At 36.9% G+C, this 7,942-nt stretch carries 4 protein-coding genes; 1 reads left to right on the top strand and 3 read right to left on the bottom strand.

Annotated features, from left to right (window positions below):
* A partial coding sequence (locus BUB25_RS12420) for an MBG domain-containing protein (RefSeq protein ID WP_139256910.1) occupies positions 1–1,578 on the top strand: 1,578 nt, incomplete at its 5' end.
* A 259-nt stretch (positions 1,579–1,837) separates the two neighbouring features.
* Here the strand turns inward: BUB25_RS12420 and BUB25_RS12415 are convergent.
* The 3 genes from BUB25_RS12415 to BUB25_RS12405 all read right to left on the bottom strand — a co-directional run bounded on the left by BUB25_RS12415 (position 1,838) and on the right by BUB25_RS12405 (position 7,817).
* A complete protein-coding gene (locus tag BUB25_RS12415) occupies positions 1,838–3,151 on the bottom strand; it encodes an ammonium transporter (RefSeq protein WP_072944817.1) in 1,314 nt (437 codons plus the stop codon).
* 324 nt (positions 3,152–3,475) lie between these two features.
* Positions 3,476–4,729, bottom strand: a complete 1,254-nt coding sequence (locus tag BUB25_RS12410; RefSeq protein WP_244533822.1) for an amidohydrolase family protein — start codon at positions 4,727–4,729, stop codon at positions 3,476–3,478.
* A gap of 82 nt (positions 4,730–4,811) precedes the next feature.
* Positions 4,812–7,817: an amidohydrolase family protein gene (locus BUB25_RS12405; protein ID WP_072944813.1), complete on the bottom strand. Its 3,006-nt coding sequence runs from the start codon at positions 7,815–7,817 to the stop codon at positions 4,812–4,814.
* Positions 7,818–7,942 lie beyond the last annotated feature (125 nt).

The following is a 7,942-nucleotide window of genomic DNA, read 5'->3' as shown; positions in this document are numbered from 1 at the left end:
AATATCAATGTGGGTACAGCCAATGCGAGCTATACTTACCCAGGTGATGCGAACCATTTTGGCAGTGATGACAACAAGGATTTTGCCATCGGCAAAGCCAATGCTTTAATCTCAGTTACGCCATATAGCGTCACCTATGATGGTCTTGCCCACACGGCAACAGGAACTGCAACGGGTGTGCTAGGTGAGACATTGCTAGGACTTAACTTGAGCGGTACGATGCATACCAATGCAGCTGTGTACAGCGATGCTTGGACATTTACGGATGCTACAGGAAATTATAATAATGCTAGCGGAACAGTAAATGATGTTATTACTAAGGCAATGCTAACCATAAAAGCAGATAATAAAATGAAATATTGCGGACAGACGAATCCAACCTTTACGATGCAAATTACTGGATTTATGAATGGCGAAACAGCAGCAGTTTTAGATGCTCATCCATTAGCAACTATATTAGGAGATAATCAGACTATAACCGTATCTGGTGGTGCAGATAATAATTATAGCTTTAATTATGTAAATGGTCTTTTAACAACCATTGGTATAAACATTGATGCCTCTGCAAGTAGTACACCTATTCCTGTAAATTCATTGGCTAAATTGAAAGCGACTGTAACAGCTTCGCCGGTGATTCCAGGCTTATCATTAGCGGGTATTCCGGTATTGTTTACGTTGGATAATGGCAATGGAGGTATAACTACCTATAACGCCACTACAGACGCTACAGGCTTAGCTATTACATCAGATATTAGTCTGCCGGTAGAAATGTATCAGCTAAATGTTACAGCTGGTTCTTGCGCTTCATCAATGGCTTATTTGCCAGTATACGATCCAGATGGTGGATTTGTTACTGGTGGAGGATGGATTAATTCTCCTGTAGGTGCTTATGTTGCAAATCCTTCATTAATTGGTAAAGCAAATTTTGGTTTTGTGGCGAAATATAAAAAAGGAAGTACCCAGGTTGATGGAAATACAGAATTTCAATTTAATACGGCTAATTTAAACTTCAAAAGTTCAAGCCATGAAGCCATGACATTGGTGATTTCTGGCGCAAAAGCAACATATAAAGGGGTGGGAACTGTTAATGGCGTAGGAAACTTTGGATTTATGGTAACCGCAACTGATGGTCAAATTAATGGTGGCGGAGGAATTGATAAATTCAGAATTAAAATTTGGAATAAGAATAACGGAAACACTGTTGTTTACGATAATCAGAATGGGGCTGCTGATAATGCAGATGCAACAACAGAGCTAGGCGGCGGTTCCATTGTGATACATGAAGTGAAGAAAAAGAATGCTAAGATGGAAGTGTTGGAGGCTAAACCGGAAATAGTTGCTTTTAGCATCACTGCTTATCCTAATCCTTCAAGTCAATATTTTAACTTGGAACTGGCGGGAATCAGTAATGAAAAGGTTGAAATTTCAGTATTTGATGTATTGGGCCGAATGGTGAAACATATTGAGAATAGCAACAACAAGCTAATTAAGTTTGGTGAAGACTTCCCATCGGGTGCTTATTTGGTAGTAGTGCGTCAGGGAACTGATCAAAAGACAATCAGATTAATAAAACAATAGGATTCACTTTGTTGATAGAATTTAAAAAACTCCATTTCAATTTTAATTGAGATGGAGTTTTTTTGTTTATTGACAATGGATTCCCCTAAAAAAAAACGTATCCTCTAAGCTTGTCAAAGAGCCAAAACCGAAAATGGATACTCCCAACATACTTGCAACATACTTGCGACATGCTTGCAAGCTTACCGCAACAAACTGCAATAAAAAATATGCTGAAAATGAATTTTCAGACTGTCTTTAAATGGGGTGCTAAAATGATTTATAAATATTCTCCGTGCTGCGAAAGATCCAAACCTAATTCTTCTCTATCTTCACTGACTCTCAAAGGAGTGATTTTGTTCACTATAAAGAAAAGGAAATAAGAGGCTGTAAAAGCAAAAACAGAAACGATAACTAAAGCAATTAATTGGTTGAAGAACAATGTTGTTTCTCCAAAGAGAAGGCCTTGATCTACTACTGCTGGGTTTACCGCTTTTGAAGCAAAAACACCAGTCAAGAGCATTCCCGTCATACCGCCTACGCCGTGGCAAGCAAATACGTCTAAAGCATCGTCAATCTTGCCTTTATGAAATTTACTCACCATGAGGTTACTTACAATACTGCTGAATACCCCTATGAAAATGGCGTGAGGAATACTGACAAATCCTGCAGCAGGCGTTATTGCGACTAAACCCACTACGGTTCCAATACAGGCTCCCATAGCCGACAGTTTGTGTCCAAGGATTTTATCAAAGAAGACCCAAGCCATTCCGGCAGCAGCAGCAGCCACAGTGGTGGTTCCGAGTGCTTGAACGGCCAATCCATTTGCCCCTAAAGCTGAACCAGCATTAAAACCAAACCATCCAAACCATAATAAACCGGTTCCTAATAATACATAGGTAATTCGTGCTGGATTTACTTTTTGGTTTTTTCTTTTTCCTAAAAATATGGCTCCAGCCAATGCTGCCCAACCTGCGCTCATATGGACAACGGTTCCTCCTGCAAAGTCCAATACACCCATTTTGAAGAAAAGGCCTTCAGGATGCCAAGTCATATGGCACAGAGGGGTGTAAATAAACAAAATGAATAAGACCATGAATAAGAGATAGGCCCAAAAACGGATTCTTTCGGCAAAAGCCCCTGTGATTAATGCAGGTGTAATAATGGCAAATTTAGCTTGGAATAAAGCAAACAACAGGAATGGAATAGTAGGGGCTAAACTCCAGGATGATGTTGTGTTCACATTTTGAAAAAACAAATAAGGAGAAGGATTTCCAATTATTCCTCCTATCGATGGGCCAAATGATAGACCAAAAGCGATGATAACCCAAAGAAGTGTTACTATTATCATGGCCATAAAGCTTTGAAGCATAGTGCTAATAACGTTTTTTTTACCAACCATTCCTCCATAAAAAAAACCTAAGCCAGGAGTCATTAATAGGACAAGCGCAGTAGCAACAATCATCCAAGCCATATCTCCGGTGTCAAATGCAACCGCTTGAGTAGGTATTGGGTTATCAGATAATAAAAAACTCGAAAATAGGGTTAAAATCAGAATGGTGATTAGGATCACACTTAGAATAATTTTTCGCATTGTTTTTAGTTTTAGTTTTTGTAAAAATATAAAATCAATCAATACCCCTGTTTTAAATGGGGTTAGTATTGGTTATTTTTATCAAAATTTAAATTTACCCTCTTTTAAATTACGGCTATATCTTTATTTTTATTTGTTTTTAGTGAATTGTTAATCTTTTTTTTAAAATATGGGATTTTGAATTGAGGCTAAGAAGTGTTTTTTGACTTTAATTGGGGGATAAAATAAAAAAAGTGCCAATCACAAGAGTTGCGATTGGCACTTTTCTAGGAGTAATAAAAAGTAGTTCTTCTGATTGTTCAGCCTACTGTTATTTTTTTAAACTTATTGTTGACCGAATTTCTCTTTGTAGATCTTGTTAAGTTGACTCTGATGATTTTCTAAGTTTATCGTTCTTCCTTGGATAAATGCTTTAGAAATTTTATTGGTTCTCATATCTAAGGCATCTCCATCCGAAATGAATAAAGTAGCATCTTTTCCTTCTTCGAGTGTACCGCATAGATTGTCAATTCCTAATAATTTAGCGGTATTAGAAGTAATCAACTGCAAGGCTTGTTCTTTGTCTAAGCCGTAAGCCGCACAAGTTCCGGCAAGAAAAGGTAAATTTCTTGTATTCATACGCTCCATGTTTCCGCTGTTTTCTAACCCTACTACAATTCCTTTATCGGTTAGGATTTTTGCCATTTTATAAGGCAAATTCACATCTTGATCGTCATTTTCAGGCATATCGTGTACTCTTTTCAATAATACGCCTATATTGTTCTTTTTAAGAAGATCAGCTGCTTTATAAGCTTCAAAACCACCTACAATCACTATTTTTTTGATTCCGTTTTCTAAGGCTAGGTTTACAGCATCAATGATTTGCAGCTCTTTATCGGCATGGATGAATAAAGTTTGTGTTCCGTCAAACAATCCTTTTACCGATTCAAAGATTAAATTTCTCTCCTTTGCGGTATCCGCCAGATACGATTTAGCATTAGTCAAAAAACGGGTTATTTCTCCCACTTGTTTAGAGTAATCCTTGTTAAGGGATGATGCCGCTGGCTCAGCCCACCAGCCATTTTGTCTAAATGAGGATGGAAAATTTAAATGTATTCCATCATCTTCTTTCATCAAGCCATCTTGCCAGTTCCAGGAATCCAATTGTACGATAGAAGAAGTTCCTGAAATTCTCCCGCCGCGAGGGGTGATTTGAGCTATTAATATTCCATTTGGCCGTACTGTTTCGATTACTTTCGATTCGGCATTATAGGCAATGATGCTTCGAACATTAGGATTGAAAACCCCAATTTCGCTTTCGTCATCAGATGATTTTATGGCATCAATTTCAACTAATCCCAAAGTCGAATTTGGAGCAATAAATCCCGGATAAACTTCTTTTCCCGTAGCGTCTATAGTTTCGTCATAGGCATCTTTGGCTAATCGAATTTGTGTAGCATCGGCCACGAGCGTTATTTTTCCGTCTTTGAATCCAATGGCGCTGTTTTGAATTATTTTTCCGTTTCCTAAATGTGCAATTGCATTTAGGATTAATATGGACTTTGTTTGTTTTTTTGCAGGAGCATGTTGAGCTGCCATGGATATACTAAGTATAAACAGTACTAAATATCTTTTTTTAAGTATCATTTTATATTTTTTTTCAATTAATGAATCGCTCTTTTTAGTCTTCCAAAGTATCACAATGGTATTCGACTTTAATTCGTTTTTTAGGTTCTTGAGTATTCATTCCTTTGTTTTTTTCCTCTAGCATCTGACCTATAATTTCGTTTCTCTCTTTATCAATAGCCACTCTTTTTGCTTCATCTTTTTTGGCATCATAGTAAACAGTTCCTTCAATAACTGTTTTTTCGGCTTGGGCATAAACCGATAGAGGATTAGTGCTCCACAATACGATATCGGCATCTTTACCTACTTTGATACTTCCTACTTTATTGTCGATGTGTAATAATTTTGCAGGATTTAAAGTCACAAATTTCCAAGCTTCTTCTTCTGAAATGTTTCCGTATTTTACGGCTTTTGCGGCTTCTTGATTTAGTCTTCGAGACATTTCGGCATCATCAGAGTTGTATGCTACTACTACGCCTGCATTGTGCATTATTGGTCCATTATAAGGGATTGCATCATTTACTTCAAATTTATAAGCCCACCAATCAGAAAAAGTAGAGGCACCCACACCGTGTTCCTTCATTTTATCGGCTACTTTGTATCCTTCAAGAATGTGTGTAAAAGTGTTGACTCTAAAATTAAATTTTTCGGCTACCTGCATTAACATCAAAATTTCGGATTGCACATAAGAGTGACAGCTTATAAATCGCTCCTGATTTAAAATTTCGGTTATAGTTTGTAATTCGATGTCTGTTCTTGGCATTTTGCCTTTGTTTTTCTTTGAAGCTGCATTGTATTTTTTCCAAGTGGCTTCATATTCTTTGGCGCGTTGAAAATAATCAGTAAAAACTTGTTCGACACCCATTCTTGTTTGTGGGAAACGGGTTGGGTTGTTAATTCCCCAGTTGGCTTGTTTTACATTTTCTCCCAAAGCAAATTTGATAAATTTAGGTTGGTCTTTATAAAGCATTTCATCAGGAGCTGCTCCCCATTTCCATTTTACGATTGCTGATCTCCCGCCAATAGGGTTTGCTGATCCGTGCAATAACTGGGAAGTGGTCACGCCGCCGGCTAATTCTCTATAGATATTAATATCATCAGAGTTAACAACGTCTTCAATCGTAACCTCTGCGCTGGAATTATGTCCACCTTCATTGACGCCATTTGAAATGGCGATATGAGAGTGCTCGTCAATGATACCACTTGTTAGGTGTTTTCCTTTGGCATCGATTACAGTTGCTGCTGCCTCATTAAGATTATTACCAATAGCGGCAATTTTACCATTTTTTACCAGAACATCAGTTTCTGTTAAGATGCCTTCTTTTTCATTGGTCCAAACTGTGGCATTCTTGAATAATAGGGTTTCTTGTTTTGGTTTTTCGGCATTTCCAAAAGCAATATTAGGATAGCTAACCGGGATTATGGTATTATTTTTTGCTTCATCTTTGCCTTTGTCCTTCGGTTTTTCGTTTTCGAAAGCGGCTGTTTTTACCGCAGACCAATTTGATTCTTTACCATCAAAGAATATTACTTTCCCGTTCAGATTTGGTGAGTTTTCAATATACCCGGTAAGTCTGTTGAAATTAGTTTTTACAGAGTCTTTGCTTTTTACAATTAAAGAAATCCAATTGTTTGCAAGGCTAATTTTAGAGTTTACCTTAGTTGAGTCTAATGTTTTGATTTCAGATTCTGGAGCTGTAATTTCACCTTTGATGACTAATTTATAAGGAGTATTGTCAACGGTTAAATCATAGCTTCCACGAATGTCTTTTGCCGTGATGTCTTTGATAACGTACTTGCTGCCTCCAACCCAGTTTTCATAGATGGTTGTTTTTTTATCAAAAATCTCACCAGATGTAATTAAGAAATTAGCCAAGCTTCCGTTTTTCAAAGAGCCTATTTCATTGCTTTTCCCCAATAAAGAGGCAGGAATAGTTGTTAGGGCTTCTAAGGCTTTGGTTTTGTCAAAACCATATTGGATTGCTTTTAAAAGATTAGTTCTGAAATCATCCATCTTTTTGAGCTTATCAGTAGTTAAAGCAAATATGATTCCGTTATCTGATAACACTTTTAAGTTAGTTGGAGATTGATTCCATAAACGCAAATCGGCAAAATCCAATTGACTTGCCAGATAGGGATTGCTTACGTCAAAGGCTTCCGGAAAATTGATTGGGATAATATAAGAAGCATTTGTTTTTTTTATTTCCTCAATTCTTTCAAATTCATTTCCAGCTCCCTTAAAGATGTAATTCAATCCAAATTCTTTCGCAATTTTAGCGGCTCTAAGGCTGTTCAATTTGTCTTCGGCAGCAAAAATCTGAACCAATTTCTGATTGTTTATCATGGCTTCCAATGATAAGTCGGTGGTGGTTGAATTCCCGTTTTTGTACCAATCTAAATCAAAATACATTTGGCGCAATAAAGCAATCATTCCCATTAATGAACTGGGATAGGCTTGGTTTGTGGTGGAGCTTTTGGTAAAACTGAAATGATTGGTTATTTTATTAGCCAAAAGTCTTTTGCTGTTGTCTTCATTGTTTAAGGCAATCAAAATTCCGCTTCCTTGTGCAATTCCATCGGCAACATGGCTTCCTACCACACCAAAACCAGCTTTCAAAAGCTCTTCGGCTTTGGTATTATCGTATTGAAAGTTTTGGAAAGCATCCGTTTCGGGTTTGATATGTTCGTTCCAATAGTATCCTTCTTTCTTAGTATCGTATAAAGGGTTCTGACGACCGCCTTCGCCTCTTTTGGGTTTTTCGATCCCAAAAGTGGTGTACATATCGATAAAAGAAGGGTAAATTGATTTTCCCTCAAGATTTACTACAATCGTATTTTTGGGAATTACTACGGTTTTGCCTGCATTGATTACTTTTCCGTTTTGAATAAGCAAAGTTCCTTTGTCGATTACTTGAGTTGGAGTGACAAAAATTTTGGCATTTGTAAATGCAGTGTAATTGTTGTTCTTGTTTTGGACACTTTCATTATTGGGAAAGTATTCCTGAGCATCAATTTTTGGGATAAAAATTAATAATAAAAGGAGGGAAAAAAATCTTTTCATAGGGTTAAGGTTAATTTTTTCTAAAAGTAAAAAATCAATTCTTAATTATATGAAGAAATATAGAAAAAACCTGACTATTATCTTTTTTGATGGTATTTAATAGTAGGTAAGTACAAAAAAGGAAG

The sequence above is a fragment of the Flavobacterium granuli genome, from assembly GCF_900129705.1.
In the GTDB taxonomy this organism is placed as follows: domain Bacteria; phylum Bacteroidota; class Bacteroidia; order Flavobacteriales; family Flavobacteriaceae; genus Flavobacterium; species Flavobacterium granuli.
Note: the sequence above shows the minus strand (reverse complement) of the source record. Positions and strands in the feature narration are given on the sequence as shown.